At 62.2% G+C, this 23,161-nt stretch carries 23 protein-coding genes; 16 read left to right on the top strand and 7 right to left on the bottom strand.

Translation table 11 applies throughout. The features are described from left to right. Positions 1–16 precede the first annotated feature (16 nt). Both VH599_09460 and VH599_09455 read right to left on the bottom strand, forming a co-directional pair. Positions 17–1,384, bottom strand: a complete 1,368-nt coding sequence (locus tag VH599_09460; GenBank protein HEY7348527.1) for a hypothetical protein — start codon at positions 1,382–1,384, stop codon at positions 17–19. Further along, a complete protein-coding gene (locus VH599_09455) occupies positions 1,372–2,208 on the bottom strand; it encodes a HepT-like ribonuclease domain-containing protein (GenBank protein ID HEY7348526.1) in 837 nt (278 codons plus the stop codon). Before VH599_09455 ends, VH599_09460 begins: the two co-directional genes overlap by 13 nt. A 254-nt stretch (positions 2,209–2,462) precedes the next feature. Here VH599_09455 and VH599_09450 point away from each other — a divergent pair, with 254 nt between their 5' ends. The 5 genes from VH599_09450 (at position 2,463) to VH599_09430 (ending at position 6,059) form a co-directional block, all read left to right on the top strand. Next, the gene (locus tag VH599_09450; protein HEY7348525.1) at positions 2,463–2,846 is read left to right on the top strand and encodes a hypothetical protein; all 384 of its coding nucleotides are present in this window, start codon (positions 2,463–2,465) and stop codon (positions 2,844–2,846) included. A gap of 15 nt (positions 2,847–2,861) precedes the next feature. Further along, positions 2,862–3,386 carry a nucleotidyltransferase domain-containing protein gene (locus tag VH599_09445; GenBank protein HEY7348524.1) on the top strand — a complete coding sequence of 175 codons (525 nt, stop codon included), beginning with the start codon at positions 2,862–2,864 and terminating at the stop codon, positions 3,384–3,386. A gap of 40 nt (positions 3,387–3,426) precedes the next feature. Further along, a complete protein-coding gene (locus tag VH599_09440) occupies positions 3,427–4,332 on the top strand; it encodes a PfkB family carbohydrate kinase (GenBank protein ID HEY7348523.1) in 906 nt (301 codons plus the stop codon). A 275-nt stretch (positions 4,333–4,607) separates the two neighbouring features. Continuing rightward, positions 4,608–5,675 carry a DUF4097 family beta strand repeat-containing protein gene (locus VH599_09435; protein ID HEY7348522.1) on the top strand — a complete coding sequence of 356 codons (1,068 nt, stop codon included), beginning with the start codon at positions 4,608–4,610 and terminating at the stop codon, positions 5,673–5,675. Between the two features lie 87 nt (positions 5,676–5,762). Continuing rightward, positions 5,763–6,059 (top strand): hypothetical protein, encoded by a 297-nt coding sequence (locus VH599_09430; GenBank protein ID HEY7348521.1) that lies wholly within the window; start codon positions 5,763–5,765, stop codon positions 6,057–6,059. A gap of 246 nt (positions 6,060–6,305) precedes the next feature. Here the strand turns inward: VH599_09430 and VH599_09425 are convergent, their stop codons facing one another. Continuing rightward, a complete protein-coding gene (locus VH599_09425) occupies positions 6,306–7,256 on the bottom strand; it encodes a hypothetical protein (protein ID HEY7348520.1) in 951 nt (316 codons plus the stop codon). A 232-nt stretch (positions 7,257–7,488) separates the two neighbouring features. Between VH599_09425 and VH599_09420 the strand changes: the two genes are divergently transcribed. From VH599_09420 to VH599_09410, 3 genes are all read left to right on the top strand, one after another. Next, the gene (locus VH599_09420; protein ID HEY7348519.1) at positions 7,489–7,899 is read left to right on the top strand and encodes a hypothetical protein; all 411 of its coding nucleotides are present in this window, start codon (positions 7,489–7,491) and stop codon (positions 7,897–7,899) included. A gap of 379 nt (positions 7,900–8,278) precedes the next feature. Continuing rightward, positions 8,279–9,655, top strand: coding sequence for a protein kinase (locus tag VH599_09415; protein ID HEY7348518.1), 1,377 nt, complete (start codon positions 8,279–8,281; stop codon positions 9,653–9,655). Between the two features lie 21 nt (positions 9,656–9,676). Continuing rightward, entirely contained in the window at positions 9,677–11,380 is a 1,704-nt protein-coding gene (locus VH599_09410) for a serine/threonine-protein kinase (protein HEY7348517.1), read from the top strand. A 14-nt stretch (positions 11,381–11,394) separates the two neighbouring features. Here VH599_09410 and VH599_09405 read toward each other — a convergent pair whose 3' ends face one another. Continuing rightward, positions 11,395–11,628: a hypothetical protein gene (locus VH599_09405; protein ID HEY7348516.1), complete on the bottom strand. Its 234-nt coding sequence runs from the start codon at positions 11,626–11,628 to the stop codon at positions 11,395–11,397. Between the two features lie 496 nt (positions 11,629–12,124). Continuing rightward, the gene (locus VH599_09400; protein ID HEY7348515.1) at positions 12,125–12,514 is read right to left on the bottom strand and encodes a MerR family transcriptional regulator; all 390 of its coding nucleotides are present in this window, start codon (positions 12,512–12,514) and stop codon (positions 12,125–12,127) included. A 303-nt stretch (positions 12,515–12,817) separates the two neighbouring features. Between VH599_09400 and VH599_09395 the strand changes: the two genes are divergently transcribed. Next, positions 12,818–13,159, top strand: a complete 342-nt coding sequence (locus VH599_09395) for a hypothetical protein (protein ID HEY7348514.1) — start codon at positions 12,818–12,820, stop codon at positions 13,157–13,159. Between the two features lie 85 nt (positions 13,160–13,244). On the opposite strand, the gene VH599_09390 is transcribed toward VH599_09395, so the two are convergent. Further along, entirely contained in the window at positions 13,245–13,640 is a 396-nt protein-coding gene (locus VH599_09390; GenBank protein HEY7348513.1) for a hypothetical protein, read from the bottom strand. 442 nt (positions 13,641–14,082) lie between these two features. On the opposite strand from VH599_09390, the gene VH599_09385 reads away from it, so the two are divergent. The 4 genes from VH599_09385 (at position 14,083) to VH599_09370 (ending at position 18,285) form a co-directional block, all read left to right on the top strand. Further along, complete coding sequence (locus VH599_09385; GenBank protein ID HEY7348512.1) at positions 14,083–15,396, top strand: hypothetical protein; 1,314 nt, start codon at positions 14,083–14,085, stop codon at positions 15,394–15,396. After that, positions 15,393–16,745, top strand: coding sequence for a hypothetical protein (locus VH599_09380; GenBank protein ID HEY7348511.1), 1,353 nt, complete (start codon positions 15,393–15,395; stop codon positions 16,743–16,745). Before VH599_09385 ends, VH599_09380 begins: the two co-directional genes overlap by 4 nt. A 308-nt stretch (positions 16,746–17,053) precedes the next feature. Further along, positions 17,054–17,734 carry a hypothetical protein gene (locus VH599_09375; protein ID HEY7348510.1) on the top strand — a complete coding sequence of 227 codons (681 nt, stop codon included), beginning with the start codon at positions 17,054–17,056 and terminating at the stop codon, positions 17,732–17,734. Positions 17,735–17,736: 2 nt separating this feature from the next. Further along, positions 17,737–18,285: a hypothetical protein gene (locus VH599_09370; protein ID HEY7348509.1), complete on the top strand. Its 549-nt coding sequence runs from the start codon at positions 17,737–17,739 to the stop codon at positions 18,283–18,285. Here VH599_09370 and VH599_09365 read toward each other — a convergent pair. Then, the gene (locus VH599_09365) at positions 18,242–18,883 is read right to left on the bottom strand and encodes a histidine phosphatase family protein (protein HEY7348508.1); all 642 of its coding nucleotides are present in this window, start codon (positions 18,881–18,883) and stop codon (positions 18,242–18,244) included. The two genes, VH599_09370 and VH599_09365, sit on opposite strands and share 44 nt — an antisense overlap. Before the next feature lie 369 nt (positions 18,884–19,252). Between VH599_09365 and VH599_09360 the strand changes: the two genes are divergently transcribed. The 3 genes from VH599_09360 (at position 19,253) to VH599_09350 (ending at position 22,996) form a co-directional block, all read left to right on the top strand. Beyond that, positions 19,253–20,209, top strand: a complete 957-nt coding sequence (locus VH599_09360; GenBank protein HEY7348507.1) for a hypothetical protein — start codon at positions 19,253–19,255, stop codon at positions 20,207–20,209. 274 nt (positions 20,210–20,483) lie between these two features. Further along, a complete protein-coding gene (locus VH599_09355) occupies positions 20,484–22,382 on the top strand; it encodes a S8 family serine peptidase (protein HEY7348506.1) in 1,899 nt (632 codons plus the stop codon). Between the two features lie 32 nt (positions 22,383–22,414). Then, on the top strand, positions 22,415–22,996 hold the full coding sequence (locus VH599_09350; GenBank protein ID HEY7348505.1) for a YdeI/OmpD-associated family protein: 582 nt from the start codon (positions 22,415–22,417) through the stop codon (positions 22,994–22,996). Positions 22,997–23,161 lie beyond the last annotated feature (165 nt).

Below are 23,161 nucleotides of genomic sequence, written 5' to 3'. Positions count from 1 at the left end.
ATCAGACCGATTTTCCCTATATCCCCGCCAGCGGCGACCAGGATGGAGCCAGCAGAAACGCCAGCGGGAGCGGGACGACATGGACGGCAGCCTCAGCCTGGGCGCTGGTATCGGCAATCATCAGGGTTAACTCATCCGCACTCACAAAGACCAGCCGTTTCCCATCCGGCGCCCAGGACGGCTGCCCGTCATCGCTCATCCCAATCTTGTGATTGTTTGCGCCATCCCGATTGATCACCCACACTTCCGACCCCACAGGAGCGCCAGCATCCGCTGGTTGTGTCACCACGTTGAAGCGTTGCAAAACCACCGCGAGCTTCTCGCCATCGGGCGACCACGCGATCTGCTGAACACGCGCCCCCACCCATTGTATCGTCGCTTTCGTCTCCCCCCCATCCGCGCTCACGATCAGAAGAGCATCATTGGCCTGGGACTGAAAATTGCCCCCTGGAAAGACACTCACAGCCAGAAAGCGCCCATCCGGCGACCACGCCAGCGCCTCGTTATTCAGCAGCTTCAGATTGCTCAGCCGCCTGGCATGCAGCGTCCGCGTATCCAGCAGTTCAAGCCGGTAGACGGGTCTCCCAAAGAAGACGCTCCCCGCTCGATCATTGGGATCAATCGTATAATAGGCCAGCGTGTGTCCATCCGGCGACCACGCCGGCAGAAAAGCGTCGAATCTGCGCAGACCGGAGCCATCCGCCTTCACCAGCGCGTATCGCCCCGCGCCTGTCAGCGCCACCATCTGATCGCCAGTCGGCGACCACGCGATCAGCCTGCTGTTGGGCGAAAAGCTCTGCCCGGCTGCCTGGCTAAAAGCATCCAGGTGAAGCAGCACCCCCCCAACCTCATGAACATGCGCGCCATCCGCATCCATCACCACCAGTTGGGCAACCGCCCCTCCCTGGTTGGACACAAAAAACGCCGCGATCTGCGAACCATCGGGCGACCAGACTGGCGAAAAATAATAGCCATCCGACCCATGCGTCAACTGGCGCAAGCCAGAACCATCGGGCCGGACGACATACAACTGCGGCGAAGCTGCGGCGCTCAACAGACCCGGCGAAAACCCACTGGTGTAAGCGCACGACGACGCCCCCGGCGAGTTCCCCTGGCTCTCTCCTTGTGAACCTGAAATAATCGTCACGCACCCTACCGTCGTGGACTCCCATCCATTTCGCGCCGAAAAGTTCTGCACCCCCACAAACACAATCTCATTCATCCCACGCAGCCGCGCCCCCCAGCCGGAATGCACAAAGGCTTGCCAGGCTGCCACACTCACCGCCCCCACCAGCGCCGCCAGCGCCAGACTCAGCGCCACGCGAACACGCCAGCGCCCGCCCGGTCTCTCCGGGCCGCTGGGGACCAGATTCACTCCTTGCACAGCGTTTCCATCTCCTCAGCAAACTCTTCGAGCGCGGCAAGACGCTCCTTCACATGATCGTAAAGCAAAGCATGGTCCAGCGTATCCGGCTCAGAGAGCAGCGCCTCGCGCAGATTCGTCAGCGCCTCCAGACGATAGGCCAGCGGGCGCGGAATAAGTCCCTCTGTCGCCACCACCCCCAGCAAATCCTGATACCCCTCTGGCCGACGCAGCCCCAGCGACGCCACCAGCACATTGCATGCCTGCAAACACGCCTCAAGCGCCAGCAGCAGATAACGCTCCGCCAGTCCATACAGCCTGAAATCACCGACAAACGCCTCTCGCTCCACCTCGCCCAGTTCGCCCAGATGCCCCAGCGCCGCCCGCAGGCGCTCCGTCTGAGTGCGCAGGCTTTCGCGGTCCACCGGCCTGCTGGCATGCAGCCGCTTCGCCAGCGCGTCACGCTGCATCTCATCCATCCGCTTGAAGTCCAGGTAATCCATCACCGCCCTCGTCTCAAACGCCACCCGCTTCTTCTCATCGCGGCAGTAGAGGATCTGGCCGTATTTAATCACCTGGAGCTTCAGCAACAGCGACGCCTGGTTCAAGATCACCACATCAATCGTATCCGACTCCAGGCGCTTGGCAAGCTCAGTGAACAGATAGAGTTGATAGTCCAGAAACTGGTCCGACTTGATCTGCTCCATCAAAAGAACCGCAATATCCACATCAGTCAGATGCCCGAACGTAGCGCGCCCCGTCAGCGACCCCGCCAGATACGCCGCATTGACCGGATTTTGCGTGAACAATTGATTGAGCTTCGCTTGCTTCTCGAACAGGTTCATCGCTGGTCCTCCTGTCTTCAAGAGCGCGTGCGGTGAAAGACACCCCTCGTATCTTCCAGTCTCTGTGTGTGGATAACAGCAAAGGGGGAAAAAGGCCGAAGGAGAAAAACAAATCATCTCCTCTTGCCATTATACCATGAGGCCAGCTTGCAGGAAAGGCGCGCAAAGCCTCAGTTCAGCCGAAGCAGGCAATCATCTGGACTCAGTGACACAAAGAGGGTATCATACAGGAAGACAGAGGCGAGGAGGGGCGCATGAACGCAGAGAAGCATTTCCACAAGGGCGCACGATTCGAGCGAACCCAGGCCAAACTGGAACCAGCGGAAGATTGGGAAACAATTATCGAAGCGTGCTACATGGCGGCGCACCACTTTATCGAAGCAGGTACAGAGTGGCATGGTGTGCCTCATCCCCAGGCCCACGCGCACAGAGACAATATAAGTCTGCTGAAGAAAGCAATTGCGCCATCAGAAGTTCAGGATGCCTGGCGAAATCTCGAACTACTACGTCCAGGCAGCATTTATGGGTCGCACACGAACGGAACAGCAAGCTCTGAAGCAAGAGATGCGCTAAAGATAATCAAAGAATGGGTTGAGAAGGGTCGTCCTTCTCTTAAAGAGAGCATACCCCTGCTTTAAGACCAGGAGACAACAATGAGTCAGAAAATAAGTCAGAAGCGCGCACAGCTTTATTTGCGCGAGTATCCGCGCTTGCTTCAGAAGGTAGGAAAATTAAGAGAACTGGTGCGTGAGCAAGACCCTAACGTCGCACTCCTGGCTCTCTTTGGCTCTATAGCGCGCCTTGAACCAAGGGATTTGAGTGATATTGATCTGGTGATCCTGCTGCACGAACAGCGGTGGCTGGCGCGCGATAGAAGAAGCAGGTCGTTGTTTGTTCGACTCCTTGGCGAAGCTGAAGACGTACCTGATGAGGAACAGTGCGGCTGGCCGTTCACAGGGGTGGTGGGCAATCCACAGGGCAGCGACATTGATTCCGAGTTCCTGGAGAACATCGGCGCGCATGGCGTGCTGCTCTACCAGCAAGAAGGTGTCGCCCTCCCGCCAGCCCTGGCGGGCCTCCAGCCATTCGATGCCTGGCTGAAGCGCGTAAACGCCCTGCTGGCCGAATGCGAACGAGCGATAGCCAGCAAATCTTTGCCCGGGAATATACCAGCTTGAGACAGTAGCTTATAACGAGAAACACAGGGAGACTCGCGCCGTGTCTGAAGCCCCCGCCGACCTCACTGCCCCGCCTGATTTCCTCGTCATCGGCCACGTCACCAAAGACCTGCGGCCAGATGGCAGCTTCACCATCGGCGGCGCCGCCACCTTTGCCTCGCTCACCGCGCAGCGCCTGGGCCTGCGCGCGGGCATCGTCACCAGCGCCTCTCCTGACCTCCTGAAGCGGCTGCCAGACGCCTTGCCTGGGATCGCCGTAGCAGCGGTTCCCGCGCCCCAATCCACCACCTTTGAGAACATCTATGAAGGCGAACATCGCCGCCAATACCTTCGCGGGCGCGCCGCGCCCCTGCGACCGGAACATCTGCCCCCAGCCTGGCGGCGCGCCCGCATCGCCCTGCTTGGCCCGCTGGCCCAGGAAGTAGCCCCGGAGTTCGCCTCCAGCTTCACAGACACGCTCCTGGGGGCCATCCCCCAGGGCTGGCTGCGTCAGTGGGGCGCCGATGGCCTCGTCTCGCCCACCACCTGGACCGCCGCGCCCCAGGTGCTGCCCCATCTCCACGTCCTCATCCTCAGCCGCGAAGATTTGATCGCCCACAACCGGGGCAATGGGCAGCAGGAGCAAATTGACGCCCTCCTCAACGCCTGGGCGCGCCTCACACCCCTGCTCGCGCTGACCGAAGGCTCCAGGGGCGCGACCCTCTACCACGCCGACACCAACCGCCATTTCCGCGCCTTCCCAACCACCGAAGTAGACCCGACCGGGGCTGGCGATGTCTTCGCCGCCGCCTTCCTCATCCAATACGCCCTCGGTCAAGACCCCCACGCCGCCATGCGCTTTGCCAACTGCGTCGCCTCCTTTGTCGTCGAACAGCCCGGCGCAGCAGGCATCCCCACACCAGCGCAGGTGACAGCGCGCCTGCGCCGCAGCCAGCCTAACGAATGAGCAAGACACCAACCCCTGCCGGAAATGCCATTGTTTTGACACACTTTCGGCAAAGTTCCTCCATACCTGCCAGGTATACTCTTCTTAAGAGCGCCTCACACAACCGCCGCACGAGCAGGGGCGGGGGTGTAGCGTCGTCCTTCCAGGCGGCAGGGGTGGGGCCAACCGTCGGTTGTGTGAGGCATTCTAAGGAAAGCCGAACCACACAGAAATACGAGCGCGCAATCACAGCAACACGCGCAGCAGGCAGCAGCATCCAAGAAAAGGAGCAAACCATGAACAACCACGAGCCGGGCTTCGCAGACCCCGCAGCATCCTACGGGGACCGCCGCCCGATCAATACCGACCCACGCGAGCAGCCGGGCTTCGCGTTCCCCGCAGCGAATCTCGACCCACGCGAGCAGCCCCGATGGCAACCCATGCCCGCCCCCATCATGGCGCGCCCGCCCCGCCAGGGCCGCAGCCCCTGGGCCTGGATGGGCGTCAGCGTCCTCATCCTGGTGATCATCTTCGGTGGCCTGGCATCCGCCTCCGTCTTGCTGACCCACATAATCACCAACAGCAGAACCTTCACAGTAGGCGCTCAGCCCACACTGCGCCTCTCCTCCAACTCTGGCGATATCCACATCGTCAGCGGCCCGTCTCAAACGATCAGCATCACAGCGCGCCAGCGCGTCTTTTGGGGGGACAACGATCCCCTACCCGTTCACTACCAGCAGACCGATGCCAACACCCTGACAGTCACCGTAGATGAGCGGCCCACCTTTTCTTTCTTGTTTTCCTACAACAACGGCATTGACTTCGACGTAACCGTTCCCAGCCAGACCTCCCTGGAGGTCCACACCGACAGCGGCGACATCACCTCCACAGGTGTCAACGGCCAGATAGCCTTGACAGCCAGCAGCGGCGACATCACCACGAACGGCGGCAGCGGCCAGATCACCCTCACCACCAGCAGCGGCGACATCGAAGCCAGCAACATCAACGGACAAATGCGGCTCACCACCAGCAGCGGCGACATCACCGCCGCCAATGCCAACGCCCGTGGAAACTCGACGTTCCAGACCAGCAGCGGTGACATCTCCTTCAACGGCTCGCTCGAACCCGATGGAAGTTACGGTTTCCAGGCCAGCAGCGGCGACATTGACCTTACCCTGCCGAACGACGCCGCGTTTCAAGTGCAGGCAACCACCGACAGCGGCGACATCAGTTCCGATTTCTCAGGGGTGAACGTCTTCCCTGGCAGCAGCGGCGCGGTGGCAAACGGCAGCGTCGGCAGCGCACCCTACGCCCGCATCACCATCCAGGCCAGCAGCGGCGACATCTACCTCCACAAAGCGTAAACCAGCGTTCGGCCAACCGCGTGTACCGCCGCCCTCCCTTCGGGAAGGGCCGCTTGCCTTGGCTGGGCCTCGGCATGCTCGCTCCCGTTGGTCGCTCGCGCGTCCCTCCCTGGCGGCGGACCGCTTCGCCAACCGCTTCCGCTGCCCTTCCAGGCGCACGCCACTTGTAGCGCCGCCTTCCAGGCGGCTCAACGCCGCGCTTATTGGGTGGGGCGGCTACTTGTAGCGCCGCCTTCCAGGCGGCTCAACGCCGCGCCGCCACGCACGCCGCCCCTCGTCGCAATCGCCGCGCTGCTGCGGGAGGGGCGGCCACTTGTAGCGCCGCCTTCCAGGCGGCCACCGCTGCGCCAGGGCGAGCGTTCGCCCTCCAGGCCAGCGGACTAGCAGGCCGACGTCCAGCCGCCAAGATGGCGGCGCTACAAGTGGCTCCCTCCGCCACGCACGCCGCCCCTCGTCTCAGCCCCCGCCCTGCTGCGGGAGGGGGGAGCCTGTGCAGACAGGCTTGGTAGCGTCCGCAGACGCCTCTAGCCGCGATTTCAATCGCCAGGGCGGGGCGGCGCAGCCTCCAGGCGCGGCCTTCAGCCGCCAGCCCACTGGCCTGCGCAGACCCCATGAAAACGTCAAACCCCATCAACCGCCAGTCTGCTGCGCCGGTACTTCCTTAAAAAAGAAGCAGAGTTCTTTGCCATAATCATCAACCGAACAAGGCGGCGTAGCAAAGGTAAAGACCCCGTAGAGCTTCGCGCCACTGCTGGTCTTGCCCTGGGCGCAGAGATGATAGGCGACGATGAACAGCGCCGGATAGGCAACCTGATCCTCAAAGAGCAGTGGAGGAACACCCACATCGCATTGATACGCGGGGTCCGTGCTTTCAAAAGTGAGCCTGCCAACGTACAGGTTGACACCGACCAGGTGCGAAAACGAACTCAGGGGGCGCGGAGCCTTTATCGGCGTCAGTGGAATGATTTGATTGACATACGCCGCGTTCTCAAGATCCCACTGAAACAGGGCTGATGGCGTATTGCCCGGCGTCCCATTCAGGGATGGGAAACAAATAGAATTATTGGGCTGCTCACCAGGCCGCGTGCCTGCATACACCGAACACGGGGGCCGCTCAAAGGTAAACATCACCGCAAAATGGGGCGCCACCTGCGGCTGCCCCCTCCCGGCCTGAGCAGCAGGAGCCTGGGCAAGCTGCCCGCAGGCATCAAAAACCGCCAGATAGCGACCAGGGAAAGCCTGCTGATTCGCGTAGAGCAGCGGCGTAACTCCCTGAAGGCACGCATATTGGGGATCAGTCGTATCCAGCTTGAGCGAACTCCACGTCTTCTGCACGCTGAAATCCAGGCTAATCGAATGGCCCAGCGAAGTCAATTGGCGGGCAGGTTGCACCGGAGTCAGCGAAATGCTGATGTCAGGAAAGCCGATGTTATAGAAATGCCAGGCCAGCGTATACTTCTTGGAGTGCGTCAGCACCCCCTTCACCACAAACACCCCCGTGATCAGAACCACTACAAGCAGCAGAAGCAGCGCCCCTTGTATAAACCGCTTCCGCGATACGTTCTTTCCAGTTGGTTTCATAGCGTTCACCCGCTTGCTTAGAGAGAGAAGGTAGGCACAGTTCCCGAACAGATACGGCAGAAATGTGTGTTTCTTCACATCCCCGCTGTGAACTGGTTCATGCCCGTATCCGCCAGGCAGTGATAGAATCGGCCCCAGGTTGCGCGACAACTCGTGCCAGACGCCTCCACCACTCGGCACACATCTTGTAGGCAATTGAAAGGGCGCTCTCCACAGCAGAGAGGGGGCCTGCATGCTCAATAAAGCGCGCCTGATACAGCTGGGCCTATGGATTGGTCTGGTAGGCGTCATCCTCGCGGCGCTTGGCTGGGGCGCCTTCCAACCCTGGGCAGCCAACCACTTTGGCTATGCCCTGCCCGGCCCCGACCGCCTACCCAATCGCATCTCCTATAATGGCCGCTATTATGGCAACCCCAACGAATGCGCCGGAGATACCTGGTGTCAGCCCTCCGACAAAAGCTGCGCCACAAAGCAGCAGCTCGTGGAACTGCGCCTCTGGCCCCTCAAACAAGTAGGCGTCATCCCAACACTCTTTGGCCCACCCCACCCCATCTTCGCCCCACCCGATAGCGGCCAGACCTTCCTCCTCGTCCTCGATGACGCCAACTGCTATCTCATCTACGGCCTCATGGACGGCCCATAACAGCCACCCATCTGTACCGCCCCTGCCGCCTTTGAGCCACCTGTACCGCCGCCATCCTGGCGGCCACCGCTGCGCCAGCGCGCACGCTGCCCTTGCGCGCCTATTGGGCGGGAAGCCCACCTGTACCGCCGCCTTCCAGGCGGCCAGCGATCCGCCAGCGCGAGCGTTTGCCCTCCAGGCCAGCGTATCAGCAGGCCAACGTTGAGCCGCCTTCACCTCGCCTGCCAACATCTCATGTTTGGTGAACCCCAATCGTCCACCACACTTGACGTATCCTTGCTAAACAGGTACACTGGGAAGGATGTGTGCGCACTTGACGGAGGGATAGGAAAACGGTACAGTTAACTGGAAAAGCGCAGCGATCCCAAAGGAGGGCCGGATGGAACGGCAGTACATTGGCCGCTACCGCATCACCGAAGAGTTGGGCGTCGGCGGTATGGGAACCGTCGTTCGGGCAGTTGATGAGGTTCGCCATCGGGATGTAGCCATCAAGCTCCCCAATGAACCCGACCCTCAGGTTATCAGCCGCTTGCAGCGCGAATGTGATGTCCTCGCCCAACTGGAGCATCACCACATCGTCCAGGTCTATGGTTCCGGCAGCGACCCCGACCTGCCCTTTTATATCGTCATGGAATACGTGGATGGGTCCACCGTCGAAGAACTCCTGCGCCAGCAAGGCGGGCGACTACAGCCGCGCCAGGCCCTCAAAATCGCCCTCGGCGTCGCTGAAGCCCTGGCCTACGCCCACAAGCCCCCCTTGCGCGTCGTTCACCGCGACATCAAACCCGGCAACGTCCTCATCCGCAAAAGTGATGGCGTCGTCAAAGTCACCGACTTCGGCATCGCCGCCGTCCTCTCCGAACGCGCCGGGTCCACCGCCGTCGGCACAATGGCCTACGTCGCCCCCGAGCAGGCGATGGGTCAGGGCGCTGACGAACGCAGCGACCTCTACTCCCTGGGCGCCCTCCTCTACGAAATGCTCACCGGCCAGCGCCCGCCTCGGCTTGCCGTCAACCGCGCCAGCCCGCCCAGCGCCTGGCCGGGCAGAGAACCGCTGCCGCCCGATCTGGCCGCCAGCGTAGACCGGCTCACCCTCGGCCTGCTGGAAGGCAACCCCAACCTGCGCCGACCACAGCGCGCCGCCGATGTCATCGGAGAACTGCGCAGCATGCTGGAGGGGCCATCCGCGCACCCCGCCAGCGCCTCGCTTTCCAACGTCTCGCCATTTGCCCCCACCGAGCGCGCCAGCAGACCGCCATCCTCTGCCTATCCTCCCGCGCCCGATGGCCCGCGCCGCAGCATACCGCCGGTCTCCAGCTATGGGGCGTATCCACCACCACCCATGCCCGCCCCCCGCGTACCGCCGCCTATGCCAGCCAGGCCACCCATGCCCATATCTATGCCGCCGCAGCCACAGGTCATTCCCGTGGTCCCCGTCGTTCCGGTAGGGCCGGTCATTCCCGTCGTCCCGGTGGTGCAAGTTGTGCCAGTCGTTCCGGTAATCGTCAAGCCGCCTTCCAGCGGCAAAGCCACCGCCTCGCTGGTGCTGGGCATTTTTGCCTTCGCCCTCGCGCTCATCGAGTTGGGCGGCCTCCTGGGCATCCTGGCCGTCATCTTCGGCCACCTCGCCCTTGGCGACATTCGGCGCAGCGGCGGGCGGCTCGGCGGACATAGTTCGGCCATCGCCGGTCTGATCATGGGCTATTTTGGCATCGGACTGGCGCTGCTCGTCTTTTTCTCACTCTACCAGCGTTAGCGTGGTCAGTTGGAAGGTGTCATGATACCATCATTCGCGCAGCCATCCTTGATTGGTCAGCGTTATAAAGTCATCCAACGCCTGGGCGGCGGCGCAATGGGCGCCGTCTTCCTCGCCACAGATAACCAGCGCAGCGACGAGCGCGTAGCCATCAAAGTACCAGCCGCCAGCCGCCACTGGCGCGCTGAATACGAGCGGCGCGTCCTCAAAGAGATTGGCATCCTCAGCGCCCTGCAACACCCGAATATCATCGCCATCCAGGACTGGGGGCAAGACCCACAGCTTGGCCCCTACATCGTCATGGAATATATCGAAGGCGGCTCCATCCTCCAACTCATGGCAAAATATCCCGGCCAGCGCCTTGGCCCCCTTGAGAGCCTGCGCATGGCCGCCACCGTCGCCGACGCCCTCGCCTACGCCCACTCGCGCCAGCCGCCCATCATCCACCGCGACATCAAACCCGACAACGTCTTGATACGCTCCTCCGATGGGCAGATCAAAGTCACCGACTTTGGCCTCGCCGCCGTCCTCACCGGCAGGCGCGCCATGACCCAATGGGGCACTCCCGACTATATCGCCCCCGAACAGGCCCTTGGCAAAGGAGCCGACGGGCGCAGCGACATGTACGGCCTGGCCGCCACGCTCTATCACATGCTCACCGGCCTGCGGCCCCCCTCCCTCGGCCTGCCCCTCCCCGCGCGGCCCAGCGCCGCCCTCACGCCCGGCATCCTCGATGCCGTCCAGGCGCGGCGCATTGACTTTCTCATCATCACCCTCATGGCCTACGACCCCAATGACCGGCGGCCATCACCTGATCGCAAACCCTGGCGCGCCACCGAAGTAGCCGAAGAACTCCGCGCCATCGCTGAACACCGCCCCGCGCAGGTCTACCCTGGCCTCGAAGACTCGGCCATCTTCCCCAGCCTCATGACCAGCATGATCCCGCCAGTGGGAGCCGCGCCCGCCCAGCGCGCCCAGCAGCAGCGTGTACCACCGCCGCCACCGCCGCCACAACAGATCGCCCAGCCCCCGCTGGCCCAGGCGCAGCGCGCGCCTGGGCCAGAGCTTATCCAGCCCATACCGCAGATGCCAGCGCCCCTTCCCGCGCCTGCCCAGCCGCCGCTTCAGGCGGAGCAGTTCTTCCCACCGCCCCCACCGCAAGCGCCCCCACCGCCAGAACAGGCGCGCCATCCATCGGCCATCATCCCCCCGCTGCCCAGGCCAACGGCTGGATTCCAGAATCCGCCGGCGCCCGCAGTTCAGGTACAGCCTCCTCAAATCCCACCCCAACCGCCAAACCGCGTCGCGCCGACAGCAACGAGCAGGCGCTCGCTGGGCATCTCAGCGCCAGAAATAGAATTGATCGCTGGCCTGCTCGTGGGCATAGCAAGCGCCGCCGTGCTTTTCTTCACCTACGCGCAGCTTCCCCAGGTAAACATCCAGGACGTAATCTTCAAGGCGCTCGTCTTTGGCCTCATCCTGTGGGGGGCTGGCCTGCTCGTCGGCGCTGCCTCGCCGCGCGGGCGCAGCGGGCGGCTGCCCTGGCTCGCCCTGCTCGTCGCCACCTTGACCGTCGCCATCGGCTTCCCCTTGGCCCAGGCCGTGCGCGCGGGAGAAGGATTATTCCACAACCTCAGCATCTTCGTCCTCGTGCTGACCGCCTCCCCCTTCTTATTCCTGGGGGCTGTCGGTACATGGTTGATAATGAAACTGATGGGGCGCTGAGGGTACCAATGCCCCTAGTGGATCAGTGGGGGATGTGAAGGGGTCGGCGGCGGCGCATCCGGCTCGCTCGCCATCAGCAAACGTATAGCCATCTCTGCGGCTTGATCGCGCGAACACCCCTGCTCGCGCAGCCAGGCTCGATAACGCTCCGCCTGCCATGCCAGCCGGGCGCGAGCGCACCATGTTTCTTCCCAAACGCCTGAAAACCCAATCGGCTCTTCACTGCCTCTATGATACAGACCTCTCACGGCTCTTTGCCTTTCCAGCCATCGCTCATATTACGCCCTGATCAGGCGCGCATGCAAGTAAGGAAGGGCTGCACTACTCCTTCCTCCATTTTCCGCAGGTTCTGTGCCAGATGGTCCTGGTTCACAGAACGGCTGTGGTCTGCTTCACTGACAAACATACCACCGGCGTATTACCATCACTCTATCAACCCGAAGAGAAATGGCCTCAACTTTAACAGAAGGTTCACCAGACCGTAACAAAGGGGCCATATAGTCTGCGTAGAAGAAGTTTTCCCTCTTCCCTCTTTTCCCTCCTCGGTCGGCAGGTGGCTGGCATCCCACCCGCCGACCGCTCCCCCCCTGACCGTTTTTTGCGCCAGAACCTTCGCGGCGTCCTCTTGTGTAAAGAGCCGCCTTCACCCGTACCGCCGCCGTCCCTGGCGGCGAGCGGGGCTGAGCGGGGCGCGTGTACCGCCGCCGTCCCTGGCGGCAAGCGGGGTGGGGCTGAGCGGGGCGGCTACCGGCTTCCAATCAGCCGCCCACATTCCTCCAGGCTCAGACACCGGCACTGGAGCAAGCACTCTTCCAGCAACCGCCTCATGTTCTGCGCCCTGGCAATGAGCGCCTCCACCTCGGCAAGCTTCTCGGTTGCCAGCGCCTGCCAGCGCGCCGAAGCAGGAACCTCTGGCGCAAAATCAGAGAACAGACCCTTGATCTCCGCCACCGTAAAGCCCGCCTCCTGAGCCAACTGAATGACCGCCAGCCGCTCCAGCACGCTGACATCATACCGTCGGCGTCCGCTCGCGCGCGCGGGCGCGGGCAAGACTCCGACGCTCTCATAGTAGCGGATCGCTGAAGGCCGCACGCCCGCGCGCCGCGCCACCTCACTAATCGTCAGTTCTTCCATCAGATCGCCTATTCCCCCTTGACTTAAAGCACACTTTAACAATTACACTAGACTATAGCGAACGCATGGAGCGTTTGCAAACGCCTGAAAAAGTTCCACTACACAGGAAGTGTTGGCAGACGAGGCGTGGTACTTGTAGCGCCGCCATCTTGGCGGCCAACGCTGCGCCAGGGCGCGCGTTCGCCCTCCAGGCCACCGGACCAGCAGGCCAACGTTGAGCCGCCGAGACGGCGGCGCTACAAGTGGCCCCCGATAGGTGGTGGAACCGTCTGAAAGAGCGATGATCAAGAAAGGGTTCTCAGGATGATTGAACAAACACCCGCCGTAGAAGACACCCCGATTGCCTGCAACTTAACCGGGGATGAACATGTCAAGCGAGGAGAAGAGGTCCGCGCCCTCTTCCACGAGGTCGAGCAGGTGCGCGAATTGGACGACGGCTATGCCTTTCGTTTCCCCGGCGGCGACACCTGGGCCAGCAGGCTGCTGGAGTTTACCCTCACCGAGCGCCGCTGCTGCCCGTTCTTCACCTTCGAGTTAGTCTTCGAGCCGAACGAAGGCCCCATCTGGGTCCACCTGCGCGGCTCAGCCGCCATCAAAGAATCCCTCGTAGGCGGGTTTGTCGCGGCAGCGACAGCGCGCGCCTGAATAGCAGATAGGCGCGCGAGCATAAAAACATGACCGGGTGAAATACCCGGTCATGTGTATCGCTCAGTTGCAGCCTTTGCCCGGCTTAAAACTCGTCGGCCAGAAAGCGCGTCCAGATCAACACCACCCCCAGCCCACCGGCCAGCGTAAAGAACGCCACCGCGCCCGCCTGGCTCTCGATATTCGGATCCTTGAACGGGAAAAAGAACGCCAGCGCCAGCCAGACCAGCGTATACGACACACCCAGCGAAAGCTTGGTAGTCTCCGACGACGCGCGCCAGAACAGTTGGAACATCAGCCAGATCACCGCAAAAGCGATAATCCAGATCCACCTCAGATTAAACGAAAGCGCGTAATTGACCGGATCAGGGGGAATATGCCAGGAGATCGAAGGGATCGCCACAAACCCAAGAATCCAGGCCAGCGTCACCGCCACACTCACCACCGGCTTGCCCGCCGTAATATGATGGCTTTTCATCATAGAAATAACTCCTGAATAGCAGCAGTGCCAAGAGACAGAATATATCCTGCGTTGCTATTGTAGCGAAACACTCCACCAAAATCAAGTCCCCCTCTTCGCCCACCGCTCGTACCGTCGTCTCAGCGGCCACTTGTAGCGCCGCCATCCTGGCGGCCAGCCGCCGCGCCAGCGCGCACCCTCCCCTTCCAGGCAAACCTCACTTGTAGCGCCGCCATCTTGGCGGCCAACGCCGCGCCAGCGCGAGCGTTCGCCCTCCAGGTCAACGTACCAGCACGCCAGCGTTGAGCCGCCTGGAGGGACGCGCTACAAGTCACACGCCTCGCTTGCCAACACCTCATGTGTGGTGGAACCCCGTAACGCCCTTCGTAACGCTTTCGTCACGGAGGCATGGTATTCTGGAATCTGAAGATACCCTGTGCCTGGTCCAGAAAGGAGCCAAACGATGCGCCAATCGGCTGCCTCGCCAGCGTCTGCCGAGACGCGCTTGCAGGGGCATTGGCTCCTCCTCGCTCGGATAACGTTCGGTGCTGCTGCGCTGTTGTCCATCTGGCTGTTCACGCTCGGCCTCGTGCTGAGCTTTGACCACCTGAACAGTCTCTCAGACGCCCCCAACGGCTGGAGCGCAGCCGCCTTTCAGACGGCCCTGGCTCAGCTTGGCCTCTCGGTCAGCTTCTATCATCTCTACCTGATTGTGGTAAATCTCATCTTTGCCCTCTGCTTCTTTCTCGTTGCTGCCCTGCTGCTCTGGCGCAAATCCAACGAATGGATGGCCCTCTTTGTCGCGCTGGTGCTGATCATCTTCGGCGCAATCTGGCCGACCAATCTCGACGGCCTGGCCGCCCTCTACCCTGCCTGGTCCTGGCTCTTCACCATTGCCAACCAACTCTCCCTCACCTTCCTGGCCGCCTTTTTCTTTCTCTTTCCCGATGGCCGCTTTGTCCCCCGCTGGATGCGCTGGCTGGTGATCGGGTGGATCGGGTCAGGCTTGCTTCAGTTGTTCGTACCCGGCTTGCCTGATGCGCTGGGGGTGCTGTTGTTTTTCGGTTCTCTGGCCTTAGTGCTGCTTGCCCAGATTTACCGCTATCGCCGTCACGCCAGCCCCGTCCAGCGGCAGCAGATCAAATGGGTCGTCTTCGGTTTCGGCGTCACGCTCAGCGCCACGTTGGGATATTTGGCGCTTGAGGCGCTCTTCCCAGTGCTTGATCAGCCTGGACCCATAGGCGTACTCTATAACATGGCGGGTTTTGCGCTGGGAAATTCCCTGTTTTTACAGATACCCCTGTGTGTCGGCATCGCGCTCTTGCGCCACCGACTCTGGGATATTGACAGCATCATCAACAAAACGCTGGTCTATGGCCTGCTGACCGCCCTGCTGGCCGCCCTCTACGCGGGCCTCATCATCGGCCTGACCAGTCTGGTAGGGGCGATCAGCGAGCAAACTTCTCAGCCAATAGTGCTGGTCATCTCCACGCTGGCAATCGCCGCGCTCGTCTTGCCCCTGCGGCGGCGCATCCAAAGCCTGATTGACCGCCGCTTCTATCGCAAGAAGTACGACGCCGAAAAGACCCTGGCCGCCTTCAGCGCCAGCCTGCGCAGCGAGGTCAATCTGGAGCAGGTGCAGCAGCAATTGCTCGCGGTGGTACAGGAAACCATGCAGCCAGCCCATATCTCGCTCTGGCTGCGCCCGCCCGACCACGCGCCCAGGCGACGCATGGATGAGACCGTTCTGAACCGAAGTGAGGGCAAGCGATCATGAGCATACCATCCGTTCCTTCTACCATCACCAATCAGGCGAGCCTGCCTCCCTCCGGCGCCGCCGAGACCCGCCTGGCTGGCCGCTGGCTCCTCCTCGCGCGGATAGCCTGCGGGGCAGGCGCGCTGCTGGCGTTCGTCCCTTTCACGCTCGGCCTCCTGCTGCGCTTGGCCCACCTGAACAACCTCACCACGTTCGACGTGTCTGAAGGCAGAACCCCAGCCGCCTTCCAGGCCGCCCTGGCTCAGCTTGGCCTCTCAGTCGCCTTCTATCAAATGTACCGTACCATCCTTGATCTCCTCTTTGTCCTCTGCTGCTTTCTCGTCGCGGCCCTGCTGCTCTGGCGCAAATCCAACGACTGGATGGCCCTCCTGGTGGCCCTGTTTCTCATGGCCTTCGGAGCCGTCTGGCCGACCAATCTCGACGGCCTGGCCCTCCTCTACCCCTCCTGGTCCTGGCTCTTCGCGCTTACGAACCAGTTTGCCTGGTGCTTGCTGCCGGCTTTTTTCTTCCTCTTCCCTGATGGGCGCTTCGCTCCCCGCTGGATGCGCTGGTGGTGGATCGTGTTGGTCGCGCCATCCGTGTTCTCGGCGTTCGTTCCGCCCTTGCGTCATAATACACCGGCTCTGCTGCTGGGGTTCGTCAGCTTTCTGGTCTCCGCGCTGTTTGCCCAGACCTACCGCTACCGACGCCGCGCCAGCCCCCTCCAGCGCCAGCAAATCAAATGGATCGTCTTCGGCTACGGCGTCACGCTCAGCGCCAATCTGGCATTTTTGCCGCTTCCGGCGCTTGGACAGTCTGGAACCGCCGGTGTACTCTATGACCTGGCGGGTTATGCGCTGGGGAACATCCTGTTTCTGCCCATCCCCGTCTGTGTGGGCATCGCCCTGCTGCGCTACCGCCTCTGGGACATTGACAGCATCATCAACAAAACGCTGGTCTATGGCCTCCTGACCGCCCTGCTGGCGGCCCTCTACGCCGGTCTCATCATCGGCCTGGAGCATCTGTTGGGCCTCTTCGGCGGGACCGCCGCGCAAAACCCGGTGGCGCTGGTCCTCTCCACCCTGGCGATTGCTGCCCTCTCCCTGCCCCTGCGCCGACGCATTCAGGCCATCATTGACCGCCGCTTCTATCGCAAGAAGTACGACGCCGAAAAGACCCTGGCCGCCTTCAGCGCCAGCCTGCGCAACGAAGTCAATCTGGAGCAGGTGCAGCAGCAGTTGCTCGCCGTCGTCACCGAAACCATGCAGCCCGCGCACGTCTCCCTCTGGCTGCGCCCGCCTGAGAGGCGAGCGGGTGGGCCGCCAGAGGCACTCTATCACGAGGCAGGGAAGGAGCGGTTCTATCAGTAACACATCGGTTGCAGCGACCCGCCCATTGGGCAGGCTCGTCAGTTTTGACGGTACTCTCGGCTGGAAATTGCGATGAATAGTCCCCAGAGGAACAACGAAATGCACGTTCCCGTTTCGTTGTTCCTCTAAAGATCGCCTCACACGACCTCCGCACGAGCAGGGGCGGGGTTGGAGCGCCGTCCTTCCAGGCGGCAGGGGTGGGGCTGTAGCGCCGTCCTTCCAGGCGGCAGGGGTGGGGCCAACCGTCCGTTGTGTGAGGCATTCTAAAGATCGAGCACGTGAGCAGTGAAAGAATGAGGTCTTATGCTATGCAGCAACTATGCGCCAATTGCGGCGCTCCGATTCAACCAGGGAGCGTCTCCTGCTTCCGCTGTGGAGCGCCTGTCGCTAGCGGCGGATCAGGCGCGTCTGATCCTACGCTCCGGGCAGGCACGCCACCAGGCGCCAACTACGGTCAACAACCGTATGGCCCACCACCGACCAACCCCTATGGCATGGCGCCAACGCAGCCAGGCTACGGCCCACCCCCACCGCTGGCCCCGGTCGGGGTTGCCCGGAAGAAACGCAGGCTACCACCGGGCGTAATCATCGTGGTGGTGGTGCTCGTCCTCACTGCCATTGGCGGCGTCCTGTCTGTTCGGTCGCTCTTTTTCCATCAACAAGTCAGGACCGGCGCACACATCACCACGGTCCAAACCGGAACCGGCTTTGACGATCAGTCCGGCAAAGTCACCGGAGAAACCGAGACGTTCAACCGTGGCGCTACCGTCTGGGTCGTCTATACCGTGACCAATGCAGACCCCGACGCGCTGGTAACGCTCAAGCTGTATAACAATGGCCGCTACGAACTCCAAACCCACTCGGCGCTCATCCACCAGCGAACCAACTTTTACGGCAACAGCTTTGAGATCAATAACACCGGCGAGCATCAGGTCGAACTCTATTACAACGACGACCTGGAAGCCAGCATCACCTTTAACGTCACCTAGACATGACGCATGATGGCCCCTTACGCCTGGGAGACGCTCGCGGCCTGCTGCCTCTGCTCACGAGTATCAGCCCGCGCACGTCTCCCGCTGGCTGCGCCCGCCAGAACAACACCCCTGGACTCACGGATACGCCAGCGGCCCACCCATCCGTACCGCCGCCACTTGTACCGCCGCCATCCCTGGCGGCCACTTGTAGCGCCGCCTTCCAGGCGGCCACTTGTACCGCCGCCTTCCAGGCGGCTCAACGCTGCGCCACCGCGCACGCGCCCCTTCCAGGCGAACGCCACTTGTACCGCCGCCTTCCAGGCGGCCCACCGCCGCGCCGCCCCCGCGCGCCCGCCCCTCGTCGCAACCGCCTCGCCTTCCTGGGGCGGGGAGCCTGTGTAGACAGGCTTGGCGGCGTAGCCTCCAGGCGCGGTTTTAACCGCCAGCCGCCTCCAGGCGCGGCCTTCAGCCGCCTGCCTCCTGGCAGCCCCCAGGACAACTCAAAAATCATGAACCGCCCGCTCAATCGCCTCCCACCGGCTCCACCAGATGAACCCGATCATTAAAGCGTTCCAGCAGCCACTCGCTCAGAAAACCAGGAAAAGGTACCTCCTTCTGCCAGTGGCTAATAGAAGTATGCCCCGCCAGCACATTGAACCGCAGCAGCGGCGCGCCACTCGCCCCCAGAAAAAACGAAAAGGCCGCCTCGATCACATTGCCGTGGCACACCACCACAATCGTCTTCCCTGCATGTTCCCGCACAATCCGATTCAGCGCAGCATCCGCCCGAATCGAAAACTCCAGCCAGTTCTCACACCCAGGAACCCAGCGAAAAAAAGGCATCTGACCCTCCGGGATCGCCTGCGCCCGCTCCTCAAGCTCCCCAGGACTCAGGCTCCCATCCTCGTTACGCCACTCCTCAACCTCCTCATCCAACACCACCGGCAGACCCAGCGCGGGCGCGAGAATCTCCGCCGTCTGCCGGGCGCGTGGCAGCGTACTCGCAATCAACACATCCGCCTGAATCTCACCGGTCCTTGCCAGACGGTCCCGCAGCCGTTCTGCCTGCGTCACACCCAGCGGCGTCAGCCCCAGGTCAAGATACCGGCCATCCTTCAGCCCAAACATAAAATCCCCATGTCGAATCAAATACAGATGCGTCACAACAGACGCTCCTCTCACTCCCTGCACAGAAAACACCCTGGCATATCCCATCGCCAAACAACCTTCCCAAAATCACCCCGCTGAGTGTATCACATGCCCCACTTGTAGCGCCGCCATCTTGGCGGCCACCGCTGCCCCCGCGCGCCCGCCCCTCGTCGCAATCGCCTCGCCTTCCTGGGGCGGGGGAGCCTGCGTCGGCAGGCTTGGTGGCGTCCGCAGACGCCTCTAGCCGCGATTTCAATCGCCAGGGCGGCAAGCGCCCGCCGCAGGCCCGGTTTTAACCGCCAGCCTGCTTGACGCCAGAGACTATACTGAGCTATAGAGCTTCATCTCCACCTGAAATGGCCCTTAGATGAGAGGACGCGGGCTATGCAACCGAGAACCTGTCCCAACTGCGGGCGTCTGCTACCAGCGCAGGCCACATCCTGCATGAACTGTGGCTTCAGGTTCCAACCTACCGGCCAGCGACCACCCGCCCGCCCCTCCTCATCCTTCCCGCCCGCTGGCCCCACCAACCCATTTACCGCGCGCACCAGACCGCCCGCCTCATCCACACCGCGCGCCCGTCCTCCCCTTCAGCCGCCAGATGGGCCAGCGCCCCGCCCGCGCCAGCATACCCCGGCGCAGCCAGGCAAACCCGCGCCCCGTCAGCGCCCAGGCGCGTCGTCCCAATCGGGCAGACCACGCGTGGCGCCCACGCCCGCGCCCACACCAAAAAAACTCAACCCGCGCCTGATCCTGATCCTGGCGGCGCTGGTGGGCGTCATCCTGGGTGGCGTCATTGGCATCTTCGCCTTCGTCCACAAAGGACCAACCACCGCCGCCAACAGCCCGAACCTCAGCCCCGCAGGCAAAATCATTGGCCGCGTCAGCTTCAACTCATCAGGCGGCCTGCAAGGCACAACCACCATCACCCTGCCCGAGAACACCGCAGCGCCCGCAAGCTCCATCCAAAAGGGCGCGAGCGCCAACGTCCTTCAGGTCGTCGTCAACAACGGCACCCTGAACTTCGGGCTAACCCTCTCGCCCTATCCTGGCCCTGGCTCCTACACCCTCCAGCCGTTCCAGACCAATCCAGCCCCTGGCAGCTTCAACGGAACCATAAGAATCAGCAACCAGCAAAACTCCTGGTCCCTACATCCACCAGCGCAGTGCGCCGTCACCATCGCCAGCGACACCCCCCTCAACCTCCAGGCGCAGAAAAAGCCGCTCCACGAAGTCAAAGGCAGCTTCGACTGTCCAAAACTGGTCGGCTCCGGGACCATCGCGCCCATCAAAGTCACGCAAGGCCAGTTCGACGTATACGTCGAGATGCTCGGCTCCTGACCCTCAGAGCGCCTCACACACCCTCCGCACGAGCAGGGGTGGGGCTGTAGCGCCGCCTTCCAGGCGGCAGGGGCGGGGTTGTAGCGCCGCCTTCCAGGCGGCAGGGGTGGGGTTGTAGCGCCGTCCTTCCAGGCGGCAGGGGTTGGGGCCACCCGTCGGTTGTGTGAGGCATTCTTAAAACACCTGCCGCTGAAACGATACGCCCGGGCTTCCCATGCGTTTAATAAATAGCAGGCAATAATTCAAGGGTCGTGTAAGGAGGCATGGTTGGTCTATGAACGATCAGCAGCCGCCAGCGGGAAGCCGGAACAGTCGCTCGGCGCAGGACAGCGAAGCCATCACCAGAGAACTCACCTCCCTCAAACAGGCATCGGATCACCTCTCAGCCATCGAGCGCGACCTCGAAAACCGGCGCGTTCAACTCCAAACCCAGATCACTCGGTATACCGAGCAAGCGCCGCTCGCCCGCCAGGCCAATCGCCATGACCTGGCGAACGAAGCCCTGGCAAGAGTCGCGCAATTGCAACCAGAGCTAACCAGGGTTCAGGAGCAATTGGCGCGCATCGTCGCGCGCCAAAAAGAGATCACCAGCCGACAGCTTGACCTCTTGAGGCAGACGAGCGCCCCCGGCAGCGTTCGCCCGGCCTCCAGCAGTTCGTCTCCTTACCCCGCGCGCCGGAAGCCCAGGAAGCGCCGCCGTATCCTGACCCTCAGCGCCGCTGCGACCCTGCTCCTGCTCACCGCGCTGGCGCTGGGGCAGACCCTGCGTTCCACCCCGGCGCAGCAGCCGACAACCACAGCCCTTGCGCAGGCCAGCCCAACGCCAACGGCAACCCCCTTCATCTCTCCTACACCCACCCCACAGACCTACCCCTTCCGACCAGACGGCACCGGGCCAACCACCCAGCAATGCCTGATCGCGCTCGGCCACCCCTGTTATAGCCCGGAGCAAATCCAACGGGCATTCAACCTGCCCGCCCTCTATAAGCAGGGCTACAATGGCGCGGGCCAGACCATCGTCATCCTTGGCGTCGGGAAAACAAGCTCCCTGCAAGCCGATCTGCATCACTTCGATAAAGTCTGGGGCTTGCCCGACCCGCCCAGCTTCAAGATTATCCAGCAGGCCGGTCCCCCGGCTCCCTATACCTGCCCTGATAAAGAAGATGACTTGCAGCTTGAGAACACCCTCGACGTCGAATGGGCGCATGCCATCGCCCCAGGCGCCAACATCGTGCTGCTTCTTGGCTCCAACAAGTCGCCGAGCGGCTCGCGGGAAGATAATTGCCTTTTTTGGAGAATGGCAGATACGCTCAACTACGCGCTGTACAACCAGTTAGGGCAGATCATCACTATCAGCTATGGCGGCAGCGAACTCGGCGCAGTCGGCGCCTCCGCCTCAGAGAAATCCTCAGATCGGCAGTTCTACCTGTTCCAGGACGCGATTCTGAAAGACGCCGTGACGGCTGGCATCACCGTCCTGGCATCCAGCGGCGACAACGGCGTCACCAACCCTGATGGCTCCAACAATCCCAACGCCGTCTGGCGAAAGCCGAACGTCTCCTGGCCCGCCTCCGATCCCTACGTACTGGCCGTCGGCGGCACCACCCTCCAGGTGCGCGATGCAAGCGGAACCTACAGCAGCGAGCGCGTCTGGAATGACTCGAACGGCGGAGCTACCGGCGGCGGCCTGAGCGCCGTCTTCCCTGAGCCAGACTATCAACTCGGCTTGCTCAATCAACGCACGCTCAAAGGCAAACGTGGCCTTCCTGATGTCGCTTTCCCCGCAGAACCAAGCTTCGACCTCTACGCCTCATTTGAGACTGGCGTCCTGGGCCAGGTCAACTCCAGAAAGTGGAAACACTGGGATGTCATCGGCGGGACCAGCGCCAGCGCCCCTTGCTGGGCCGGGCTGATCGCCATCGCCAACCAGATGCGCGGCAAACCATTAGGCTTTATCCACCCCGCGCTTTATAGTCTGCGCGGCAAAAGCATGCACGACATCACCAGCGGCAATAACACCTATCACGGCATCACCGGCTATAAAGCGCAGTCTGGCTACGACCTCGCTTCCGGTTGGGGAACCCCCATTGCTGACCGGTTCCTGGCCGACCTGATCGCCGCCGTTGATTACCCTACCATTCCTTGCCCCGTCGTCATACACAAATGTAGCTGACAACTCTCAAGCAGGTTAGGTATAATCAACACATGAGTAATGCGGATCATCTCCCAACCATACCTTTCGACACCCCGCAAAGCTGGGAAGCCTGGCTTCAAGAAAACCATACCAGCGCCAGGGGTATCTGGCTCAAAATCGCCAAAAAAGAAACCGGCATCCCCTCCGTAGACTACGCGCAAGCCCTCGATGCTGCCCTCTGCTACGGCTGGATCGACGGACAAAAAGCCCCCTTTGACGACCAGTACTGGCTCCAAAAGTTCACCCCGCGTGGCCCAAAGAGCGGCTGGTCAAAAATCAACTGCGCCAAAGCCACCGCCCTCATCGCCCAGGGCCGCATGCAGCCAGCGGGCCTCCATCAAATAGAACTCGCGCAGGCCGATGGCCGCTGGCAAGCCGCCTACGACTCGCAGAGCAGCATCAGCATCCCTGACGACTTTCAACGCCAACTGGACACCAACCCCCAGGCGCACACGTTCTTCAATACACTCAACAGCGTCAACCGCTACGCCATCCTCTACAGAATCCAAACCGCCAGAAGACCCGAAACCCGCGCCGCCCGCATCAGCAAGTTCATCGCCATGCTCTCCAACGAACAGAAAATATACCCCTGAACGCCCGTACCGCCGCCATCCCTGGCGGCCACTTGTAGCGCCGCCTTCCAGGCGGCCCACCGCCGCGTGTACCGCCGCCATCCCTGGCGGCCACTTGTAGCGCCGCCTTCCAGGCGGCTCACCGCCGCGCCAGCGCGCACGCCCCCCTTCCACGCCAGCGCCACT

This window comes from Ktedonobacterales bacterium (genome assembly GCA_036557285.1).
Lineage (GTDB): Bacteria > Chloroflexota > Ktedonobacteria > Ktedonobacterales > DATBGS01 > DATBHW01.
This window is presented reverse-complemented; position numbering and strand designations above follow the sequence as displayed.